The sequence below is a fragment of the Streptomyces sp. NPDC058307 genome (assembly GCF_042880295.1).
In the GTDB taxonomy this organism is placed as follows: Bacteria; Actinomycetota; Actinomycetes; order Streptomycetales; family Streptomycetaceae; genus Streptomyces.
The window spans coordinates 143,672-162,994 of the sequence record NZ_JBHVYZ010000004.1; the positions used below are offsets into that span (position 1 = coordinate 143,672).

Below are 19,323 nucleotides of genomic sequence, written 5' to 3' on the forward strand. Positions count from 1 at the left end.
CGGCGAGGGCCTACAGGTCCTTCTCGTACCAGGCCACGTCCCAGTAGCGGCCGAACTTCCTGCCCACCTCCCGGTACGTGCCGACGTGCCGGAAGCCGAAGCGTTCATGCAGCCGCGTGGACGCTTCGTTGGGCTGTGCGATGCCGGCGTAGGCCCGGTGCACGTCCTCGCCGGCCAGGGCCTCGAAGAGGGCCTTGTAGAGGAGGGTGCCGATGCCCCGGCCGCCCGCGTCCGGGGCGAGGTAGACGGTGACCTCCACGGAGGTCGCGTACGCGGGCTTCGCGCGGAACGGGCTCGACGTGGCGTACCCGAGGATCCGCTGTGAGGTTCCTGTCGGGTCCGTGTCGGTGGCAACCTTCAGCCGGTACGGGCCGTCTTCAGGGTGGGAGAGCAGCCAGGGGCGGCGCTCCTCCGGGGTGAAGACAGCGGTGTCGAATGTGATCGGCGTCTCACGAACGTAGTGGTTGTAGAGGTCGGTGAGGGCCCCGAGGTCGCTTTCGACTCCCGGCCTGACCTGCAACTCTGCACGTTCCGACGGCATCGCGCCTCCCCATGTGGCCGGACAGGGTACTGCAAGATCAGAAAAATAGCGGCACGGCTTGGGAATTCTGTCCGGTTTCCAGTCGTTGTTTCCATCGGATGCAGGGCACCCGAGGAGAGTCCGGAAAGCAACCGGTACCGGGACCCAGCGTCCGAAGGACCACCCGCTGACCCAACATCGCAAGGGAGCACGCATGGCAACCCGTGCCGTCGCCCGTCGTAAGTCCGCCACCGGCGGGTCTACCGACGCGGCACGCAGTGTTCGCGTCCATGGCGGCGAGATCGCCGACCGCGACCTGGTCGGCATGTACCTCGACGAGATCGCGCGTACGCCGCTGCTCGACGCCGCCAAGGAAGTCGAGCTGTCCCAGATGATCGAGGCGGGTGTGTTCGCCCGGCAGGTCCTCGACGGGTACGAGGAAGCCAAGGCCGACGCCACCCGCGAGGAGCTCGAGGCCCTGGTGGAGGAGAGTGAGCGCGCCAAGGACGTGTTCATCCGCTCCAACCTCCGCCTGGTCGTCGCCGTGGCCCGCCGCTACCCCCGCAGCGGACTGCCCCTGCTCGACCTGATCCAGGAGGGCAACGCCGGCCTGGTGCGCGCGGTCGAGAAGTTCGACTACCGCAAGGGCTTCAAGTTCTCGACCTACGCGACCTGGTGGATCCGGCAGGCCATCACCCGCTCCATCGCCGACCAGTCCCGCACCATCCGGCTGCCCGTCCACCTCGTGGAGGAGCTGGGCCGCATCCGCCGTGTGCAGCGCGAGTTCAACCGCGAGCACGGCCGCGACCCGGAGCCCGCGGAGGTCGCCGCCGAGCTCGGCTCGAACCCCGAGCGCGTGATCGACGTCCTGGACTGGGCCCGCGACCCGGTCTCGCTGAACATGTCGGTGGACGACAACGGCGACACCCAGTTCGGTGACCTGCTGGAGGACACGTCGGCGGTCTCGCCGGAGCAGTCGGTGCTGACGCTGCTGCGCAGCGAGGAACTGGACGACCTTATCGGCCGCCTCGACCAGCGCACCGCCTCCATCATCAAGATGCGGTACGGCATCGAGGACGGGCGCGAGCGCACGCTGACCGAGGTCGGCAAGGAGCACGGACTCACCCGCGAGCGGATCCGGCAGATCGAGAAGCACGCCCTGCTGGAGCTGAAGAAGCTGGCGCGGTCCACCGGGTTCGACGCGGCGGCGTAGGCGGGGTGTGCCCGCGTACGCCGGGTGGCGAAAGACCGCGTAAAAGATGGCTGTAGTAGGCCGCTTAACCGGCTGGACCCAGGGAACAAGACTTCAGGGTCCAGGTGTTCGGGTCCCGGAGACCTGGTCTTCGGACCCATCGGACCCATCGGACCCTCCTGAACCAAGTCCCGCCGCAATCCCCCCCCGGCGCCGGGACTCTCCCCGAGCCGGATCTCGGCGCCCCTCCCCCCGGGCGCCGGGGTCCGGCTCTTTTTCACGCCCCGCCTTCTCACGCCCCGCCTTCTCAATCCCGTCTTCTCAATCCCGTCTTCTCGCGCTCCGCCTTCTCGCGCTCCGGCACAGCGGAACGGTGGGTCACCCCGTACCTGAACCACGGGGTGACCCACCGGACGGCAGATTCTTTCACCCCCTTGCCGCCCGGACCAACCGTCCTCCCAACTCCCGCACCGCGGCCGCCAGTTCCACCGGCTCCTCCACCGTGAACTCGACTCCCGTCATCGCCAGCCGCACCGCCATCCAGTCCACCGCGTCCCCGACGGTCGCCCGCAGCCGGCACCGGCCCTCGCCCACCGGCTCCGGCACCCCCATCCACGCCGGCACCCGGGCCCCCACCACGGACGCCTCGCCCTCGAACGTCACGACCAGCTCGTAGGTCTCCTGGCGGCGGTACATCGACTGCCGCAGAAACTCCGCCGCGCCCCCCGTCGGCAACTCCCGCGGAGCGAACCGCGCCCCCGTGGCGAAGGGGTCGTTCACCCGGTCGACCCGGAAGGTCCGCCAGTCGCCGCGGTCGAGGTCGTAGGCGACCAGGTACCAGCGGCGGCCGGTGGAGACCAGACGGTAGGGCTCCACGACGCGTCGGGACTCGGCGCCGTCCTTGGCGCGGTAGGCGAACCGGAGCCGCTCGTGCCCGGCCACCGTGGACGCGATCACCGTCAGGGTCTCGGTCGGGATGCTCGCCCCGTCCCCGCTGGTCAGCGGAGTCGTCGCGGCCTGCAGGGTGGACACGCGGTGCCGCAGCCGGGACGGCAGGACCTGTTCCAGTTTCGCCAGCGCCCGTACGGACGCCTCCTCCATCCCCTCGACCGCGTGCCCCGCCCCCGCCCGCAGCCCGACCGCGATGGCCACCGCCTCCTCGTCGTCGAGGACCAGCGGGGGCATGGCCTTGCCCGCGACGAGCCGGTAGCCGCCGTCGGAGCCCTTGGTCGCCTGGACGGGATAGCCCAGTTCACGCAGGCGGTCGATGTCCCGTCGGACCGTGCGGCGGGAGACCCCGAGCCGGCCGGCGAGCTCGCCGCCGGGCCATTCGCGGGGCGTCTGGAGGAGGGAGAGGAGCGTCAGGAGCCGTGCCGGGGTGTCCGTCGTCATGAGTTCGAGAATGCCGTAGAAGTAGGACACGATCTGACCTAATGGGGCCATAGCTTCACGGCATGACCTCCACCGAGACCACATCCACCGCTGTACAGCCCGCCGTGGGCGACCGGCGCCGCTGGTTCGCCCTCGCCATCGTGATGACCGCGGCCTTCATGGACCTCGTCGACGTCACGATCGTCAACATCGCCATCCCGTCCATCCGGCAGGACGCCGGCGCCTCCGTCAGCCAGATCCAGTGGATCACCGCCGGTTACGCCCTGGCGTTCGCCGCGGGGCTGATCACCGGAGGGCGGCTCGGTGACATCCACGGGCGCAAGCGGCTCTTCCTCGTCGGGATCGGCGGGTTCACGCTCGCGTCGGCGCTCTGCGGCTTCGCCGCGAACCCGGAGATGCTGGTGGCGTCCCGGATCCTGCAGGGCGGCATGGCCGCGATGATGGTTCCGCAGGTCCTGTCGATCGTGCACGCCACCTTCCCGGCGCACGAGCGGGGCAAGGTGTTCGGGCTCTTCGGCGCGGTCGTCGGGCTGGGGGCCGTCTCCGGTCCGCTGCTCGGGGCGCTGCTGACCGAGTGGAACCTCTTCGGGCTCGAGTGGCGGCCGATCTTCCTCATCAACCTGCCGGTCGGGATCATGGGGCTGGTGCTCGGGAGCCGTTTCATCACCGAGTCCAAGGCCCCGCGCGCGCTGAAGCTGGACCTGGTGGGCGTGGCCATGGTCGTGCTCGGGCTGCTGATGCTGCTCTACCCGCTGACCCGCGGCGAGGAGCTGGACTGGCCGGTGTGGGGGTACGTGTCGATGGCCGGCGCGCCCCTCGTGTTCGCGGCGCTGGTGGCGTACGAGCGGCGCAAGGCCGCGCGGGACGGGTCGCCGCTGGTCGAGCTGTCGCTGTTCAGGGTGAAGAGCTTCGCGGCCGGGATCGCGGTGCAGACGGTGTTCGGGGTCGGGCTCGGCATCTTCTTCCTGGTGTGGACGCTGTACATGCAGACCGGGCTGGGCTGGAGCCCGCTGCGGGCCGGGCTGACCGGGGTGCCGTTCTCGCTCGCCGTCTCCACGGCCGCGGGGCTGTCCGTGCAGAAGCTCGTGCCGCGGTTCGGGCGTGGGGTGCTCCAGGCGGGTGCGCTGCTGATGGCGGTGGGCGTGCTGCTCTACCTGTGGGAGGCCGAGCGGTACGGCATGGGCATCAGCTCGTGGCAGATGGCGTTGCCGCTGGTTGTGATGGGAGTCGGCATGGGCCTGATCGTCGCCCCGCTCACCGACGCGGTGCTCTCGGAGGTGCCGCGCGAGCACGCCGGTTCGGCGTCGGGACTCATCAACACCGTGCAGCAGATGGGCAACGCGCTCGGGCTCGGGCTGGTGTCGGTGGTGTTCTTCGGGGTCATCGGCGAGAACCTGCGGCCGGAGCAGGTGGGCCCGGCCTTCGTGGACGCCTTCCAGCACGCCCTCGGCTGGGTCGCGGCGGTGATGGGCGTCATCTTCCTGCTGATGTTCGCGCTGCCGAAGCGGCCGGCGCAGCATGTGGAGGGGGCCGGTGACCTTCCTGTGGTGGACGAGAAGGAGCCGGAACTCGTGTCCTGAAACCCGAGGTGAGGGGCCCGGTACCGGCTGCGGTACCGGGCCCCTCTGCCGTACCCGGACACAACCGGACGTCCCTCGGAAGTTCGGTGGAGTCCCTTGGACGTTCGGAAGTCCGTTGGAGTCCCTTGGAACGCCCCTGGAAGTCCGTTCATGCCTGGATGACGTCCGAACCTGTTTACTTTCCGGAAATCCGGGCGTAGCCTCCCGACTGAAACCACACGTTCGGGCATCGGTCGGAGGCGAGCGGGCATGTACGCACCGGAGCGGCAGCAGGAGATCCTCCGGCTCGCGCGTGACGGCGGGCGGGTGGACGTCGTCTCGCTGGCCGAGGAGTTCCAGGTCACCGCCGAGACCATCCGGCGCGACCTGAAGGCCCTCGACCGCGCGGGTCTGCTGCGCCGGGTGCACGGCGGTGCCATCCCGGCCGGGCGCCTCGACTTCGAGCCGGACCTCGCCGAGCGCGAGACGACCGCGGCCGACGAGAAGGACCACATCGCCAAGGCGGCCCTCGCCGAGCTGCCGACCGAGGGCACCCTGATCCTCGACGCCGGTACGACCGTGGCCCGCCTGGCCGCCGCCGTCCCGCTGGAGGCCTCGCTCACCGTCGTCACGCACAGCCTGCCGATCGCGGCCCGCCTCGCGGACCACCCCGGCATCCAGCTCCACCTGGTCGGGGGGCGCGTACGGCACCGTACGCGCGCCGCCGTCGACGCCTGGGCGCTGCGGGCGTACGGCGAGATCCGGGCCGACGTCCTCTTCGTGGCGGCCAACGGCTTCTCCGCCGATCGGGGCCTCACCACCCCCGACCTCGCCGAGGCCGCGGTCAAGCGCGCGGCGATCGCCGCCGCCCGCCGCGTGGTGCTGCTCGCCGACTCCTCCAAGCACGGCCAGGAGCACTTCGCCCGCTTCGGTGACCTGAGCGACGTGGACCTGCTGATCACCGACAGCGGGCTGAGCCCCGAAGACGCCGTCGCCATCGAGCGTGGCGGCACGGATGTGCTGTGTGTTTAGAAACGAGTGCGCATGATCCTCACGGTCACCCCGAACCCGTCCCTGGACCGTACGTACGAGGTCCCGTCGCTGGAGCGCGGCGAGGTCATCCGCGCCACCGGTGAACGTATGGATCCCGGCGGCAAGGGCGTCAACGTCTCGCGTGCCGTCGCGGCCGCCGGACGGCGCACGGTCGCGGTCCTGCCCCTGGGCGGGGCGCCGGGGGCCCTCGTCGCCGACCTGCTCGACGCGCAGGGCATCGAGGTCGCGCCGGTGCCGGTGGCCGGGGCGACCCGGTCGAACATCGCGCTCGCCGAGTCGGACGGGGTCCTCACGAAGATCAACGCGCCGGGTCCCGAACTGTCCGCGGCCGAGCAGGAGGCGTTGCTGGAGACGGTCCGCTCGCAGTCGCGCGACGCCTCCTGGATCGCCTGCTGCGGAAGCCTGCCCCGGGGGCTCGCCCCCTCCTGGTACGCCGAGGTGGTCGCACGGGCGCACGCCGGAGGCGCCCGGATCGCGCTGGACACCTCGGGGCGCGCGCTCCTGGAGGCGCTGCGCGAACGGCCCGACGTCGTGAAGCCGAACGCCGAGGAGCTCGCGGCGGCCGTCGGACGCCCCCTGTCCACGGTGGGCGACGCGGTGAAGGCGGCCGAGGAACTCCGGGAGATGGGTGCGCGGGCGGTACTCGCGAGCCTGGGCGCCGACGGGCAACTGCTCGTGGACGGCTCGGGCGCCTGGTTCGGCAGCGCGCGCGTGGACGCCGTACGCAGCAATGTCGGCGCCGGCGACTCGTCCCTGGCCGGCTTCCTGATCGCCGGCGGCAGCGGCCCCGGGGCCCTCGCCTCCGCGGTCGCGCACGGCGCGGCGGCCGTCCAGCTGCCCGGCAGTGTCATGCCGACGCCGGACGACCTGGACCCGGCGGCGGTGACGGTCACGGCCGAGGTGCCGGTGGACCGTGTGCTGACGGAGCCGGTGACATGACCGGCCCGACGCCTTCCCCAACGGTGGCGCACCGTACGGCGACGAACCGTACGGCGACGGCGACGAACCGTACGGCGACGAACCGCGCGGTGGCGATCCTTACGGCCACCACCCCCGAGACCCCACACCGCTGCACCCCCGTGCCCCTCCCATTCCCCCTCACCCTCCCCCTCGCCCACCCCACCCCCCGGGCGATACGCGTGCGAAGGAGCCCGCGATGAGCGACATGATCACCGCGGACCTGGTCGATCTCGACCTGTCCGCCGACACCAAGGAAGCGGCGGCCCGTGCCCTCGCCGAGCGCATGGTCGCCCTGGGCCGGGTGACCGACCTGGAGGGCTTCCTCACCGACGTGGCCGCCCGCGAGGCACAGATGCCGACCGGCCTCGACGGCGGCATCGGCATCCCGCACTGCCGCAGCGAACACGTCACCGAGCCGACGCTCGCCTTCGGGCGCAGCTCTGCCGGGATCGACTTCGGCGCGCCGGACGGACCCGCCGACCTGATCTTCCTGATCGCCGCACCGGCCGGCGCGGACGACGCCCACCTGACGATCCTGTCCTCCCTCGCGCGCCAGCTGATGAACACGGAGTTCACGGACGCGCTGCGGGCCGCGGGCGCCGCGGAGAGCGCGGCCGCGCTGATCCGCGGCGACGAGGCGCCGGCGCAGGATGCCGGTGCGGCGCAGGGCGCCGCCGAAGACTCCGTTGCGGCATCGGCGGCGGCCTCCGCCGATGCCGCAACGGCCACCACCCCGCAGAGCGCCGACGACGACGCGCGCCCCTTCCGGATCGTCGCCGTCACCTCCTGTCCGACCGGCATCGCCCACACCTACATGGCGGCCGAGTCGCTGGAGAACGCCGGCCGTGAGGCGGGCGTCGAACTCGTCGTCGAGACCCAGGGCTCGGCCGGCTTCGAGCGGCTCGACCCGGCCGTCATCGCGGCGGCGGACGGCGTGATCTTCGCGCACGACGTCCCCGTACGCGACAAGGCCCGCTTCGCCGGCAAGCCCACCGTCGACGTCGGTGTGAAGGCGGGCATCAACCGGCCCGCGGAACTCATCACCGAGGTGCGGGGGAAGGCCGCGCGTGGTGAGGTGACGGCCGGCGCCGCGGGCGCGGGGACGCCGGTCGAGCGGGCCGGCGAGCCCGGCGACGGCTACGGCACCAAGCTCCGCAAGTGGCTGATGACCGGCGTGAGTTACATGGTCCCGTTCGTCGCCGCGGGCGGTCTGCTGCTCGCCCTCGGGTTCGCGATCGGCGGCTGGCAGATCGCGAGCGCGCCCTCGGTCATGAAGCACTTCTCCTGGACCGAGATCGACAGCTGGGGCGCCCTGCTGTTCCAGATCGGCCAGGTCGCCTTCGGCTTCCTCATCCCGGTCCTCGCCGGATACATCGCGTACGGCATGGCGGACCGCCCCGGTCTCGTCCCCGGCTTCGTCGGCGGAATGATCGCCTCCAACATCGCCGCGGGCTTCCTCGGCGGCCTGGTCGCCGGTCTGCTGGCGGGCGGTGTGGTCCTCACGATCCAGCGGGTCAAGATCCCACCGGTGCTGCGCGGCATCATGCCGGTGGTGGTGATCCCGCTGATCTCCTCGCTGATCGTCGGCTTCCTGATGTTCGTGGTGATCGGCAAGCCCATCGCCGAGGCCCAGAAGGGCATGACGGACTGGCTCAACGGCCTCTCCGGTTCCAACGCCATCCTGCTCGGCATCCTGCTCGGCCTGATGATGTGCTTCGACCTCGGCGGCCCGGTCAACAAGGTCGCGTACGCCTTCGCCACCGCCGGAATCGCCGTCCAGGCCCCGAGCGACTCCGCGATGAAGGTCATGGCCGCCGTGATGGCCGCGGGCATGGTCCCGCCGCTGGGCATGGCGCTCGCGACCACCGTCCGCAAGAAGCTCTTCACCGAGACCGAGCGGGAGAACGGCAAGGCCGCCTGGGTCCTGGGCGCGTCCTTCATCTCCGAGGGCGCGATCCCGTTCGCGGCGGCCGACCCGCTGCGCGTCATCCCGGCCTCGATGGCGGGCGGCGCGGTCACCGGCGCCCTGTCGATGGCCTTCGGCGCCACCCTGCGCGCCCCGCACGGCGGCATCTTCGTGGTCCCGCTGATCGGCAGCCCGTTCCTCTACCTGATCGCCATCGCGGCGGGCGTGTGCGTCACGACCGCACTGGTGGTCGCCCTGAAGAGCATGCGCAAGCCGGCGCCGGGGACCACGGACACCGAGGCGACGGACGCCGCCGGCACCCCGGCGGCCGAGCGGAAGCAGCCGGTCGCCGCGTGAACCCTGCCCCTTTGGGGCGGCCGTGAGTGGTTCACGGCACCTGCGAGATACGTCACGGTCCGGGACTGAAGTCCCGGACCGTGGTGTCTACTGGAACGCATGCCTGAGCACCACTCCGCCTACCAGTTGCTTGGTATGACCCTGCTCGTCCTGGTGGCCGTCGCCTGGGCGATGGGGCTGGCCTTCATGCTGCACCGCGCCCGCCACAACACCGCGCCGTGGCACTTCGGCCGCGGTCTGCCCGCCCTGCCCCACCAACGGCAGACCGGCCCCGGACGCGAGTGCGTCGAGCTGACCCCGGCGGAGGAGGACGCGTTCGCGGGACTGGTACGACAACTCGGCGGCGGCCGCTGACACGGGCGCCGGAGCGGGGACGTACGTGAGCATCCGCGCCCGAATTGCGAGCCCGCCGGTCAGGAGACCTGGGCCGCGCGCCGCTCCATGGCGTCGCGGGCCGCGTCCTCGGTGACGTACACCTCGCACATGTGCCGCCCGTCGGGCGTCGCCGTGTGCTCGACCTCCCACAGGGAGATCTCCGCCCCGTCGCGCAGCAGGAACGCGTGCTCGTACAGCGAGAAGCCCAGTCCGGCCCGCCCCGCCCGGCACGGGCGACCGAACGCCTGCGTGATCTGGTGGGCGAACGCCTCCGCCAGCCGCGCGGCCGTCTCCGGGCCCGGCCGGTCCGTGTTCTCCGCGCGGCGCAGCAACCGGCGCGCGTGGTCCGCCGAGTCGTCCGGGACGTAGGCGTGCCGCGGTGTCTGCACGGGCAAGAGCTGCACCGTCACCGGGAGCTCGAAGTCCGGGTTGTCCGGCGGTAAGGGCAGCCGCGCGGTCGCCGCACGCAGCTCCTCCTCGTCGACGTACACCTCGTGCTGTGGAACGCTGTCCCGCGCGGTGTTGTGGACGAGCTCCCACAGAGTGAGCGCCGAGCCGTCGGCGAGCAGCCACGTGTGCCGGTACGTCTCCCGGTGCAGCCCCGCGCTGTGGTGCGCGGAGTGCAGCGAACTGTCGTACGCCAGCGCGCAGTCCAGTTGCCGTATCGACTCGTCGGGCAGCTCGAAGGAGTTCAGGGCACGACCGAGGAGCCGCGCGAGATGCTCCTCCGGAGACTCGGGCGACTCGTGTGGTTCGTACGCTGCCGTCTCGTACGGAACGCTCAAGGCTTCTCCCGGCGTTGCTGCATGTCACCTTGTGGGTGCATACCGTAGCCCCTCGGTCGGACATCATGTCCGGGAACCGAGAAAACGTACGCCCGGAAAACGACCGGCCCGCGCGGGAAATTCCCACGCGGCCGACGAACCGTCAAAAACCCCCGGTCAGACAGGGCTTGCGGCGATCACGACGTACCGACGGCACTGCCCGCGACCCACTCGTTCCACGACATGTTCCAGCCGTTCAACCCGTTGTCGGGCGCCACCGTCTTGTCGGGGGAGTTCTTCACGATCACCACGTCCCCGATCAGCGAGTTGTCGTAGAACCACTTGGCCGGAGTGTCCGACTGCCCGCCCTTGACGTCCCGCAGCCCGACACAGCCGTGGCTGGTGCCGGTGCGCCCGAAGGGCGGATTCCCCTTGTTGTACCAGTAGTTGCCGTGGATGAAGGTCCCCGACTGCGTCAGCCGCATCGCGTCCGGGACGTCGGGGATGTCGTACGCGTTGGCGAGGGCGACCGTCCGGCTGTCCATGCGGATCTTCTTGTACTTCTCGGAGATCGCCATCTGCCCGTTGTACGTGGTGAACTCCGGGCTGCCGGTGGAGATCGGCACCGACCGGACGGTCCGCCCGTCCCGCACGACCTTCATGGTCTGCGTGTCCGCGTCCACGGTGGACACCTGCGAGCGCCCCACGGTGAAGCTGACCGTCTTCTCCTGCACACCGGTGACCCCATTGGCGCCCTCGACCCCGTCCAGGTCGATCTTCATCGTGACCTTGGAGCCGGCCTTCCAGTACTCCTCGGGCCGGAAGTCGAGCCGCTGCGCCCCGAACCAGTGCCCGACCACCTGCTGCCCGCTGCTGGAGCTGACCTCGATGTGCGACTGCACGGCCTTCTTGTCGCCGATCGCCTTGTCGAAGTTGAACGACACCGGCATCCCCACGCCGACCGTCGCGCCGTTGTCCGGCGTGTACGTCCCTATGAAGCTGTTCGCCTTGGAGACGGTCGTGAAGACGGACTTCGCGGTCACGGCCTTGCCGTCCGAGTCCTTCGCCGTCGCGGCTATCTCGTACTTCGTCCCCCGCTCCAGCTGCTCCCCGGGCTTCCAGCCCTTCCCGCCCGCGACCAGCTGCCCCGGCACTTGCTTCCCCGTGCCGGCCACCGTCATCTTCACGCCGGTCAGCGTGCCGTCGCTGACCTTCACGCCGGTCGAGTTGATGGACGCGCCCGTCGAACCGTTCTTGGCGGAGATGACGATCTGTGCCGCTGAACTCTTCGCGGGGTCCTTGCCGCCCTTGCCTTCACTCCTGCCGTCGGAGTCGCCTCCGCACGCGGTGAGGGTGAGGGCGCCGACCATCAGGACGGCACAGGCCCCCAGTGCGCGCCGCGCTGTTATGTCCGGCGTTGTCACGAGCTGCTCCAGATTCATGTGATGTGCGTAGTCCGCTCCACTCCGTGAAGAAAGAGGGACCCGGTCCCCGCCCGGGTTCCCTGCCAACGCGAATGCCATCACGTGACAGAACCCGGACAATCGGGGGCGGGGTGAGGTTGTCGGCCGGCTGCGGGCCGGTGGGGGCTGGTCGCGCAGTTCCCCGCGCCCCTAGGAGGTTGCAGTCACCTGCGCCAGGACGAACCGTTCGCCGGACCGCGCACTACCACGGACACCCCCCACCCCGGCCCCGACCCACAACGCACCCGCACGCGCTACACACGCCCCCACCGGACCGAGGCAGGCCGCCGCAGGCATCCAGGGGCGCGGGGAACTGCGCAAAACGCCCGCCCCCACCGAACCCGCACCCGCACCCGCAGACAAACACCGTTCAACCGCCGGAGGCACCCGCAGGCATCACCCCCCGTACAGCTCCCGGTAGGCCGGCCACACCCCACCCACCCCCTCCACCGACTCCGCCGCCCGTACCGCCCGCACAATCGCCCGTGTCACCACATCCGCCCCCGCCGCAAGCACGGAGTTCAGCGCGAGCGGGTCCGCGGCATCGAGCGGCCGCGCCCCCGTGGCCAGAGCGAACACCGTGTCGCCGTCGTGCAGCAGATGCACCGGCCGCACGGCACGCGCGATCCCGTCGTGCGCGGTCCCCGCCACCTTCTGGGCCTGAGCCTTCGACAGTTCCGCATCCGTGGCCACCACCGCGAGCGTGGTGTTCAGCGGAGGTGGCGCACTCCTCGCCGCGGCCTCGGCCAGCCGCCGGCGCGCGGCGTCATGCACTCGCTGCTCCGGATACCGCACCCGCCCGTCGAACAGCTCCCCGTAGAGCACCCCCGTCTCCGGATCCGACACCGCCCCCACCGCGTTGGCCACCACCAACGCCGCCACGGTGATCCCCGAGGGGAGCACGACACTCGCCGTCCCCACTCCGCCCTTCATCGCCCCGACCACGGCCCCCGTCCCCGCCCCCACACACCCTTCCGCCACCTCCGCACCGAAGGCACTCGCCGCGGCGGCCTCGACAGCGGCCCGCCCGGTCGCCGCGTCCGGCCGGGCCCGGAAGTCACCGCCCCGCCCGAGATCGAAGACACACGCGGCGGGCACGACCGGCACCACATGCGAGGGATCCGGTCCGACCCGCACCCCCCGCCCCCGCTCCTCCAGCCAGGCCATCACCCCGGAGGCCGCGTCCAGCCCGTACGCGCTGCCCCCGGTCAGCACGATCGCCTCGACCTTCTGCACCAGGTTGCGCGGATCGAGCGCGTCGGTCTCCTTGGTGCCGGGACCTCCACCGCGCACGTCCACCGCGGCGACGGCCCCGCCCTCCGGGGCGAGCACGACGGTGGTGCCGGTGAGCCAACCGCCGCCGGTACGCGTCGCGTGCCCCACGCGCACACCGGGGACATCCGTCAGAGCGTCAACTGTCATGGGTGTCTTCGGTGTCATGAGCACAGTTTCGCCCGGCCGGTGTCAACAACGCTCGTGATCAATACAGCCAGGACCGCCTCGCAAGGGGAGCGCACTGTTCGTCGGCCCGCAGGCCGAAGCCAAGCTCCCGCCCGCTGTCATGCCCTACGGCGGCCGTTCCCGGGCCCCGTACCCTGGACACATGACCTCCGCCCCCGCCCCGGCCCCCGAGCCCCGCGAGCCGAAGCCCGCGCTGATCTTCGATGATCCGCTGGACCAGCAGTCCTCGGACGACACGGACCGAGGCTGGGGCGACCGGCCGCGCACCGACAGTGACAGCGCGGCCGACCTGAAGCGCTTCCTCGACGAGAAGCCGCCCCACCACCTCTGAGCGAGGCGCACCACCCAGGTCGCTAGCGCCCGTCGTGGCCCGAGCCCCGCTGGGCGACCAGGGCGTCGCGGATCTCCTTGAGGACCTCCAGCTCGGTCACCTCGATGACCTCGTGCGTGCCCTCCTTCGCCTTCCTGCGGGCCTCCGTCCGGGCCAGGTACTTCGACATCGGCAGGACCATCAGGAAGTAGACGACGGCCGCGGTGATCACGAAGGTGAGCGTCGCGCCGAGGACCGAGCCCCACAGGATCCGGACCCCCTCCGCGCTGTCGCCGGTACCTCTGCACGGGCCCTTGATGCACGAGTTGTAACTGTCGAGGTTCTTGGTCCCGACTGTTCCTACCAGCGGGTTGATGATTCCCTTCACCACCGAGTTGACGATGTTGGTGAAGGCGGCGCCGATGACCACCGCGACAGCCAGATCGACGACGTTCCCGCGCATCAGAAAGGCCTTGAAGCCCTCCAGGACGCTCGGCTTCTTCTCGCTCACCCAGAGGCCTCTTCTCGCACGCGCAGCTTGTGGAACAAACAGCTCCGCAACCTACGTCAACGCGAGGTGACCCTGTTCCATTGGGTAGCTCGAAAGGGCGACTTGACAGGAACTCGCGCAGCAGACGGACCGCACGGCTCAACACAGCGTCACCGCCAGCCGTGCCGTCGCGCTCGCGCCGGCGAGACGTGCCGCCGTGGACCGCGGCACCGAGAGCACGACCAGTGCCCCGCCCTCGCTCACACCGTCCTGCGGCTCCGGCACCTTTGTCACCCGCGCCCCGCGTGCGACCACTCGGGCATCCCCGCCCAGCGCCGACTCCTCGGCGGCGATGACGTCGACCCGGTCCCCGGCGCGCAGCAGCCGGACCGTGGCACCGTCGGCGATCCGCACCGGCGCCGACACCGACTCCACGACACGGTGCTCGCGCACGGGCTCGGCTGCCGGATGCCCCCGCGCCCCGTCGACAACACCCGGCACCCCGTCGCCGCCCCGCGGGCCCGCCGCCACCAGTGCCGCCGCGGTGACGGCCAGGCCGAGGGCCACGGCACGGCTGCGGCTGCGTACGAGTCGCCGTAGCCGGAACCGGCCGCCCCCTACTCGTACAGGGGCGAAATGCGGGACCGCGCACGTCGGGGGAGCGTCGGTGCCGGGCGGGCACGGAACGAGGGGAGAAGGCGAGGGGGAGAGGGAGGGGGAGGGGGCGAAGGACATGTGGACCACCACCAGCGAAGGGACATCGGCTTGCGCTGCCACGATGCGGCTTCGCGCCGAATCCCGCTGAGCTCTGTGGACCACCGGCCGGTTGTGGAAAACTCCCTCACCCGAACGAGGACTTCCGCCCCCTCAAGCCCGGCATCCGCTAGGGCAGTTCGAACCCGGGGTCCATCCCGCCCAGTGCGCCGACGCACAGGCAGTCCCGCTCGTCCCCCGTCGGCAGCGCCGCCACCGCGTCGAACAGCACACCCCGCAGCCGGTCCACGTTCGCCGCGAACACCCGCAGCACCTCGTCGTGCGAGACGCCCTCACCGGTCTCGGCGCCCGCGTCGAGATCGGTGACCAGGGTCAACGACGTGTAGCAGAGCTCCAGTTCACGGGCGAGGGACGCCTCGGGGTGGCCGGTCATGCCCACCACCGACCAGCCCTGCGCCTGGTGCCACAACGATTCGGCGCGGGTCGAGAAGCGCGGGCCCTCGATCACGACCAGCGTGCCGCCGTCCACGGCCTCCCAGTCCTGGCCCCGGGCCGCCTTCAGCGCGGCCGCCCGGCCGGCGGGGCAGTACGGGTCGGCCAGGGACACGTGCACCACGTTCGGCACGGTGCCGTCCGGCAACGGCAGTCCGTCGAAGTACGTCCCCGCCCGGGACTTCGTACGGTCGACCAGCTGGTCCGGCACCAGCAGGGTGCCCGGTCCGTACTCGGGACGCAGCCCGCCCACGGCGCACGGCCCGAGGATCTGCCGCGCCCCCACCGACCTGAGCGCCCACAGATTGGCCCGGTAGTTGATCCGGTGGGGCGGCAGATGGTGGCCGCGTCCGTGCCGTGGCAGGAAGGCGACCCGCCGGCCGGCGACCTCGCCGAGGAAGAGGGAGTCGCTGGGCGGACCGTAGGGGGTGTCCACCTGGACCTCGGTCACGTCGTCGAGGAACGAGTAGAAGCCCGAGCCGCCGATTACGCCGATCTCTGCGTTCGCCATGACCAGCACAGTATCCGGCTCCGAAAACCCCCGGCGACCGCGGCCCGGACAACGCCGAGAACCCTGCCGTCCTGTGACGGCAGGGTTCAGGAGTGCGGCCTATGCGGCCGAGCTGCTGCTCGACGACGTGCCCGAACTCGACGACTTCGTGTCCGAGGAGGACGAGGAAGAAGACGAGGACGAGGACGACTCGGACGACGACGTGGACGTCGACGGCTTCGAGGACGACGACGCCGGCGAAGTGCTCGACGAGGAGCCGCGGCTGTCGTTGCGGTAGAAGCCGGAGCCCTTGAAGACGATGCCGACCGCGGAGAACACCTTCTTGAGGCGGCCCTGGCAATTGGGGCACTCGGTCAGAGCGTCGTCGGTGAACTTCTGCACCGCCTCGAGGCCCTCGCCGCACTCGGTGCACTGGTACTGATAGGTGGGCACTGTCTTCCTCCTGGCACTCTCACTCAATGAGTGCTAACGATGGTCCATAGTGACGCATTCCCGGGGATCAGTCCACTGCCACCGGCACTCGGTGACCGATGCCACGTGCGACGGTCCGGCCGCGGGGCCGCGTCGTGAGGTGTGAACGCAGCGCCACCAGGGTCGCCAGGGCGAGCAGCGTGCCGCCCATCGGCACCAGGAACCCGGCGCCGCCCCAGAAGCGGTCCTCCAGCTGTCCGGCGAGCGTGACGGCGGCAGCCTGGCCGAGCGCCACCGCTCCGGTCAGCCAGGTGAAGGCCTCCGTGCGGCCGCCGGCCGGGACCAGGTTCTCGACCAGGGTGTAGCCGGTGATCAGGGCGGGCGCGATGCACATGCCGACCAGGAGGCCCAGGCCGGCCAGGACGAGCACCGAGTGCGCGGCCCACAGGCCGGAGGCCGTCAGCGCGAGGGCGCCGTAGGCGACGACCAGGCGCCGCCGGGGGGCCACCTTCCAGGCGATGGCACCGCAGACCAGGCCGGAGAGCATGTTGCCCGCGGCGAAGACGCCGTACAGGACACCGTTCAGGCCGGGCTCGCCGATCGACTCGCTGAACGCGGCCAGGGAGACCTGCATGCCGCCGAAGACGGAACCGATGCCCAGGAAGGTCACGATCAGCACGCGCACCCCGGGGACGCGCAGCGCCGGCGTGTGCTCCACGCGCGTGTGCTCCCCGGGAGCGACGGAGGGCTGCGTGCTCTTCTGCGCGGCGAACAGCAGGCCGCCCAGCAGCGTCAGGGACGCCTCCGTCAGCAGGCCCGCGGCGGGGTGGACGGCGGTGCACAGGGCGGTGGCCAGCAGCGGGCCGAAGACGAAGGTCAGCTCGTCCGTGACGGACTCGAAGGCGGCCGCCGTGGTCATCAGGGGGGAGTCCTGGAGCGTGACGCCCCAGCGGGCGCGCACCATGGGCCCGATCTGCGGCACCGAGGCGCCGGTGGGCACGGCAGCGGCGAACAACGCCCACAAGGGCGCGTGCGCGAGGGCGAGAGCCGTCAGCGACAGGCCCGCCAGGGTGTGGACCAGGACGCCGGGGACCAGCACGGCGCGCTGCCCGTACCGGTCCGCGAGACGGCCGCTGTAGGGCGCGAACAGGGCCATGGCGACGCCGGTGACGGCCGCGACGGCGCCCGCCGCGCCGTAGGAGCCGGTGGTGTGCTGCACGAGCAGCACGAGGGAGAGGGTGAGCATCGCGAACGGCTGGCGTGCCGCGAAGCCGGGAAGCAGGAACGTCCAGGCGCCGCGGGTACGCAGCAGCTGTCCGTATCCCGGGCGGGAGGAGGTGACCGTGGATGCCACGGCCCGTGCCTTTCTGCCGCCTGGTAGCGCGGTTCCCTTTGCCAAGGGAGGGCGCCGAGAGCTGTCCTCTTGCGCGGACTGCGGTAGATGCCGAAGACCGCTCTCAGGGACGTCTCGGCCGCCATACGGTCGCGCCAGCTCTGCGTCAGGCAGAGTTGGTTCGATCAGGGGTCGGTCACCATCGTACAGGGGGCGCGTAACACACCCTTAACGTGCGCTGTCGGTGCCGTCCGTGCCCAGCCAGTCGGCCAGCTTGCCGCCGTGGCCCACCGCGCGCAGCCGCCGTTCGGCGGCGTCGCGGACCGGGTCGGTGGCGACCACGAGCAGTTCGTCCCCGCGCCGCAGCACGGTCGTGGGCAGCGGGACGAACGATTTTTCATCGCGGACGACGAGGGTGACCGCGGCCCCGGCCGGCAGCCGCAGCTCGTTGACCTCGACGCCGTGCATCCGCGACCCCTCGGGGATCGCGACGGACAGCAGGTGCCCGCGCAGCCGCTCCAGGGGCGCCGACTCGATCCCGAGGTCGGCGGCGTCCGAGTCGCCGCCCAGCCGCAGTGTGCGCGCCAGCCAGGGCAGCGTCGGGCCCTGGACGAGGGTGTAGACGACGACCAGGACGAAGACGATGTTGAAGATGCGACGGCTGCTCTCGACACCGCTCACCATGGGGATCGTCGCCAGGATGATGGGCACGGCGCCGCGCAGTCCGGCCCAGGACATGAGTGTCTGCTCCTGCCAGGGCACCCGGAACGGCGTCAGGCACAGGAAGACGCTCAGTGGTCGCGCCACCATGGTCAGCACCAGCCCGATGACGAGTCCGGGCAGTACGTCGTCGCCCAGCTCGTGCGGGGTGACCAGCAGGCCGAGCAGGACGAACATGCCGATCTGGGCGATCCAGCCGAGCCCGTCGGCGAAGCCGCGGGTGGCGGGCCAGTGCGGCAGCTTGGCGTTGCCCATCGCCATGGCGGCGAGGTAGACGGCGAGGAACCCGCTGCCGTGGGCCAGCGCGCCCGCCGCGTACGCGGTGACGGCGATCGCCATGACCGCGATCGGATAGAGGCCGGAGGCGGGCAGGGCGACGTGTCTGAGGCCCCAGGAGCCCAGCCAGCCCACCGCGATGCCGATGGCGGCGCCGATGGCCAGCTCCAGGGCTATCTCGGCGATGAGCGTGTACCAGTGCTCGACCGGGCCGGTCTGGGAGAAGGCGACCACCAGGATGACCACGGGGGCGTCGTTGAAGCCGGACTCGGCCTCCAGCGTGCCCGTCACGCGCGCGGGCAGAGGGATCCTGCGCAGCACCGAGAAGACCGCCGCCGCGTCCGTCGAGGAGACGACCGCCCCGATGATGAGCGCCTGGCGCCATTCGAGGCCGATCAGGTAGTGCGCCGCCGTCGCCGTGACCCCGACGCTCACCGCGACCCCGCCCAGCGCCAGCGCGGTGGCGGCCGGCAGGGCCGGTCTGATCTCCTTCCACTTCGTGCCGAGCCCGCCCTCGGCCAGGATCACGACCAGGGCCGCGTACCCGATGACCTGGGTCAGTTCGGCATTGTCGAAGTGGATGTCGCCGATGCCGTCCTGGCCCATGGCGATGCCGATCCCCAGGTACACGAGCAGGCTGGGGAGCCCGCTGCGCGAGGAGATCCGGACCGCTGCCACGGCGACGAGCAGGACGAGCGAGCAGACGAACAGGAGCTGGTTGAGGTGGTGGACAGTCAGCGGCCGTTCCCTTCCCAGGCTCACCGCATCACGCGCGTGTGAGCTCACGTACATAGGACACGAAGCGGTTCAGCCACGCATCCAAGTACTTCGTTACCTTACCTAACTCTTGACGATTTCTTGACGCTTCGCGCGGCGAGATCGAACGCTCGTCCGCGTTCGTACCCGACTCCGCGTCAAGTCCGCCTGAGCCCTGCGCCTATGGTTGCTCCAGCGCGCAGAGCCTGCGTCACATCCCCGGCCGGGCGCGCGACGCCTGGTGCGTGCGCTCGGCCGGGAATGTGACGCAGGCTCCCCGTCGAAAGCACAGCCCGCCCTGCCGCTCG

Annotated in this window: 18 protein-coding genes; 7 read left to right on the forward strand and 11 right to left on the reverse strand. The window is 71.1% G+C overall.

Going from position 1 to position 19,323, the window contains the following annotated elements:
* Positions 1-10 precede the first annotated feature (10 nt).
* Positions 11-541, reverse strand: a complete 531-nt coding sequence (locus ACFVYN_RS04985; protein WP_389992607.1) for a GNAT family N-acetyltransferase — start codon at positions 539-541, stop codon at positions 11-13.
* A 193-nt stretch (positions 542-734) separates the two neighbouring features.
* Here ACFVYN_RS04985 and ACFVYN_RS04990 point away from each other — a divergent pair, with 193 nt between their 5' ends.
* Complete coding sequence (locus ACFVYN_RS04990) at positions 735-1,733, forward strand: RNA polymerase sigma factor RpoD/SigA (RefSeq protein WP_389992610.1); 999 nt, start codon at positions 735-737, stop codon at positions 1,731-1,733.
* A 405-nt stretch (positions 1,734-2,138) separates the two neighbouring features.
* On the opposite strand, the gene ACFVYN_RS04995 is transcribed toward ACFVYN_RS04990, so the two are convergent.
* The gene (locus ACFVYN_RS04995; protein WP_389992845.1) at positions 2,139-3,104 is read right to left on the reverse strand and encodes a helix-turn-helix transcriptional regulator; all 966 of its coding nucleotides are present in this window, start codon (positions 3,102-3,104) and stop codon (positions 2,139-2,141) included.
* Positions 3,105-3,166: 62 nt separating this feature from the next.
* Here ACFVYN_RS04995 and ACFVYN_RS05000 point away from each other — a divergent pair, with 62 nt between their 5' ends.
* The 5 genes from ACFVYN_RS05000 to ACFVYN_RS05020 all read left to right on the forward strand — a co-directional run bounded on the left by ACFVYN_RS05000 (position 3,167) and on the right by ACFVYN_RS05020 (position 9,293).
* Positions 3,167-4,684 (forward strand): MFS transporter, encoded by a 1,518-nt coding sequence (locus ACFVYN_RS05000; protein WP_389992612.1) that lies wholly within the window; start codon positions 3,167-3,169, stop codon positions 4,682-4,684.
* A gap of 249 nt (positions 4,685-4,933) precedes the next feature.
* Positions 4,934-5,695 carry a DeoR/GlpR family DNA-binding transcription regulator gene (locus tag ACFVYN_RS05005; RefSeq protein WP_389992615.1) on the forward strand — a complete coding sequence of 254 codons (762 nt, stop codon included), beginning with the start codon at positions 4,934-4,936 and terminating at the stop codon, positions 5,693-5,695.
* A 12-nt stretch (positions 5,696-5,707) separates the two neighbouring features.
* Positions 5,708-6,655 carry a 1-phosphofructokinase gene (gene pfkB, locus ACFVYN_RS05010; RefSeq protein WP_389992618.1) on the forward strand — a complete coding sequence of 316 codons (948 nt, stop codon included), beginning with the start codon at positions 5,708-5,710 and terminating at the stop codon, positions 6,653-6,655.
* Between the two features lie 217 nt (positions 6,656-6,872).
* The gene (locus ACFVYN_RS05015; RefSeq protein ID WP_389992621.1) at positions 6,873-8,939 is read left to right on the forward strand and encodes a fructose-specific PTS transporter subunit EIIC; all 2,067 of its coding nucleotides are present in this window, start codon (positions 6,873-6,875) and stop codon (positions 8,937-8,939) included.
* Between the two features lie 99 nt (positions 8,940-9,038).
* A complete protein-coding gene (locus tag ACFVYN_RS05020) occupies positions 9,039-9,293 on the forward strand; it encodes a hypothetical protein (RefSeq protein ID WP_389992624.1) in 255 nt (84 codons plus the stop codon).
* Between the two features lie 59 nt (positions 9,294-9,352).
* Here ACFVYN_RS05020 and ACFVYN_RS05025 read toward each other — a convergent pair whose 3' ends face one another.
* The 3 genes from ACFVYN_RS05025 to ACFVYN_RS05035 form a co-directional block, all read right to left on the reverse strand.
* Positions 9,353-10,099, reverse strand: coding sequence for a DUF6227 family protein (locus ACFVYN_RS05025; RefSeq protein ID WP_389992627.1), 747 nt, complete (start codon positions 10,097-10,099; stop codon positions 9,353-9,355).
* A 176-nt stretch (positions 10,100-10,275) separates the two neighbouring features.
* Positions 10,276-11,520 (reverse strand): Ig-like domain-containing protein, encoded by a 1,245-nt coding sequence (locus ACFVYN_RS05030; protein ID WP_389992630.1) that lies wholly within the window; start codon positions 11,518-11,520, stop codon positions 10,276-10,278.
* Positions 11,521-11,937: 417 nt separating this feature from the next.
* Positions 11,938-12,963 (reverse strand): P1 family peptidase, encoded by a 1,026-nt coding sequence (locus ACFVYN_RS05035; RefSeq protein ID WP_389992632.1) that lies wholly within the window; start codon positions 12,961-12,963, stop codon positions 11,938-11,940.
* Positions 12,964-13,144: 181 nt separating this feature from the next.
* Here ACFVYN_RS05035 and ACFVYN_RS05040 point away from each other — a divergent pair, with 181 nt between their 5' ends.
* Entirely contained in the window at positions 13,145-13,333 is a 189-nt protein-coding gene (locus ACFVYN_RS05040) for a hypothetical protein (protein ID WP_389992634.1), read from the forward strand.
* Between the two features lie 22 nt (positions 13,334-13,355).
* Here ACFVYN_RS05040 and mscL read toward each other — a convergent pair whose 3' ends face one another.
* The 6 genes from mscL to ACFVYN_RS05070 form a co-directional block, all read right to left on the reverse strand.
* Positions 13,356-13,823 carry a large conductance mechanosensitive channel protein MscL gene (gene mscL / locus ACFVYN_RS05045; protein ID WP_389992636.1) on the reverse strand — a complete coding sequence of 156 codons (468 nt, stop codon included), beginning with the start codon at positions 13,821-13,823 and terminating at the stop codon, positions 13,356-13,358.
* 138 nt (positions 13,824-13,961) lie between these two features.
* Positions 13,962-14,537 carry a hypothetical protein gene (locus ACFVYN_RS05050; protein WP_389992639.1) on the reverse strand — a complete coding sequence of 192 codons (576 nt, stop codon included), beginning with the start codon at positions 14,535-14,537 and terminating at the stop codon, positions 13,962-13,964.
* Between the two features lie 148 nt (positions 14,538-14,685).
* Positions 14,686-15,519, reverse strand: coding sequence for an S-methyl-5'-thioadenosine phosphorylase (locus tag ACFVYN_RS05055; RefSeq protein ID WP_389992642.1), 834 nt, complete (start codon positions 15,517-15,519; stop codon positions 14,686-14,688).
* Between the two features lie 99 nt (positions 15,520-15,618).
* Complete coding sequence (locus tag ACFVYN_RS05060; RefSeq protein ID WP_389992644.1) at positions 15,619-15,951, reverse strand: FmdB family zinc ribbon protein; 333 nt, start codon at positions 15,949-15,951, stop codon at positions 15,619-15,621.
* 67 nt (positions 15,952-16,018) lie between these two features.
* Entirely contained in the window at positions 16,019-17,284 is a 1,266-nt protein-coding gene (locus ACFVYN_RS05065) for an MFS transporter (RefSeq protein ID WP_389992647.1), read from the reverse strand.
* A 207-nt stretch (positions 17,285-17,491) separates the two neighbouring features.
* Positions 17,492-19,051, reverse strand: a complete 1,560-nt coding sequence (locus tag ACFVYN_RS05070) for a potassium/proton antiporter (RefSeq protein WP_389992651.1) — start codon at positions 19,049-19,051, stop codon at positions 17,492-17,494.
* Between the last annotated feature and the right edge of the window lie 272 nt (positions 19,052-19,323).